The sequence below is a fragment of the Achromobacter sp. JD-1 genome (genome assembly GCF_038594925.1).
Lineage (GTDB): Bacteria > Pseudomonadota > Gammaproteobacteria > Burkholderiales > Burkholderiaceae_B > Achromobacter > Achromobacter spanius_C.
On the sequence record NZ_JBCGCS010000071.1, the window covers coordinates 1 to 1846 of the forward strand.

Consider the following 1846-nt stretch of genomic DNA (forward strand, 5'->3'; position numbering starts at 1 on the left):
TCCATGGATGCCGCGGTTTCCTCAAGGGATGCCGCCTGCTGTTCCGTGCGGCTGGACAGGTCCGTATTGCCCGCGGAAATCTCGCGCGCGCCCACATTGATCTCGTCCACGCCACGGCGCACCGTGGCCACCGTGCGCGTCAGGCTTTCCTGCATGCGTTTCACAGCGGCCATCAGGTGACCGATTTCGTTCGTTGACGTGGCCTCCACGCGCACGGTCAGGTCGCCGCCCGCGATCTTGTCGAAGCTGTCGCTGACCGAGCGCAAGGGACGCAGCACGACGCGGTTCATGAACAGGAAGGCGCCCAGGGATACGGCCACGATCAACGCGGCCAGGCCCAGGTATACGTAGGTCATCAACGAAGCCTGAGCGCGCGCGGCTTGCACTTCGTGTTCGCTGTAGGTGCTGATGTTGTCGGCAAAGCCCGTCAGCTCTTTAAAGAAGGCGCCGCTGGCGGCGCCTGCCTTGGTGTTCTTCAAGGTCAGGTAGGTGGCGGCGTCGCCCTTGTCCAACGCAGCCATCATCGACTGCAGCGCATCCGAAAAACCGTTGAACGACGAGATCAGTTGCCCTTCGGACTCCTTGCCCGTTTCCGTCATTTTCGGAATGGCCTTGAAGGCATCCATCTTCTTCTTTGCGTCGCCGATCAGTTGCTGCACCGTGCGCGCATTGTCGGCCGCGCCGTTGGCGTCACCCGCCGCACGCTGTGCGGCGGCGATGTCGGCGCGGATCGTGGCGCGCAGCATCTGCGTGTAGGCATCCTTGATCAGGTTGCTCTGTTGCACGCTCAACGAGTCAAGCGTATTGATCGTCACCGCGCTGGCACGCATGCTGTTCCAGCCCAAACCAATTGCAACCAGTGCGGCCAGGGCAATTGCCAACTGAGCGAGCATCAAGCCCGTACGCACCTTCAGATTGCTGAACATTTTTCAATAGTTCCGGTAGTCGTCCCGGCGGCACGCAATGGCCGCCAGTCCGTAAAGGGGGGGTACTGTTTTTAAGCAACTGCCTGTTCAATACACTGACGCGGGATTCGTCAGAAGGACTCCCAATCATCATCCGCGGGCGCGGCCCGGCGGCTGGCCGCCGAAGCGGCCGGCGTCGCATCGGCACGGGTGGCGGCGCTGTCCGCGCGCGTGGCCGGTCGACGCAGCGGGCGCACCACGGTGGCCGCCGTAGCGGCTGGCTTGGGACGCGCCACCTGCGTTTTGCGCGGCGCGGGCTTGGGCGCGGCCGGTGTTTCGTCCGTATCTTGCGTCGCCGTCTCGGCCGGCGCTGTCGCAGCCTGCGCCGAATGCGGCAGATGTGCGGCCGGCGCCTGCGCGCGAGGCGTCGCTTGCCCGGACGACTCATGCGAAGACACGCGCGACGACACCCGCGGCGCGGCCTGCTGGCTGGCGAGTTGCTGCGCCGGCACTTCAATCACTTCGCCCGCATTGATCTTGAACACCGCCACGGCTTCGGCCAGGCGCTGCGCCTGCTCCTGCAAGGAGCCGGCCGCAGCGGCCGCTTCTTCCACCAGCGCCGCGTTCTGCTGCGTCACTTCGTCCATCTGCGACACGGCGCGGTTGACCTGATCAATACCGCTGGACTGTTCTTCGGACGCCGCCGAGATCTCGCCCATGATGTCCGTCACGCGCTTCACCGAGGCCACGATCTCTTGCATGGTCGCGCCAGCGCGTTCCACCTGCTGCGAGCCCGCGCCCACCTTGGAGACCGAGTCTTCGATCAGGCCCTTGATTTCCTTGGCGGCCTGCGCGCTGCGCTGTGCCAGCGAGCGCACTTCGCCCGCCACCACCGCGAAACCCTTGCCCTGCTCACCGGCACGCGCCGCTTCAACCGCCGC

General features: G+C 65.3%; 2 protein-coding genes. Both read right to left on the minus strand.

What is annotated here, in order from left to right:
• On the minus strand, positions 1-926 hold a 926-nt coding region (locus tag WBR68_RS31230; protein WP_230696251.1), incomplete at its 3' end, for a Tar ligand binding domain-containing protein.
• Positions 927-1036: 110 nt separating this feature from the next.
• The coding region (locus tag WBR68_RS31235) for a methyl-accepting chemotaxis protein (protein WP_230696252.1) at positions 1037-1846 on the minus strand (810 nt) is incomplete at its 5' end.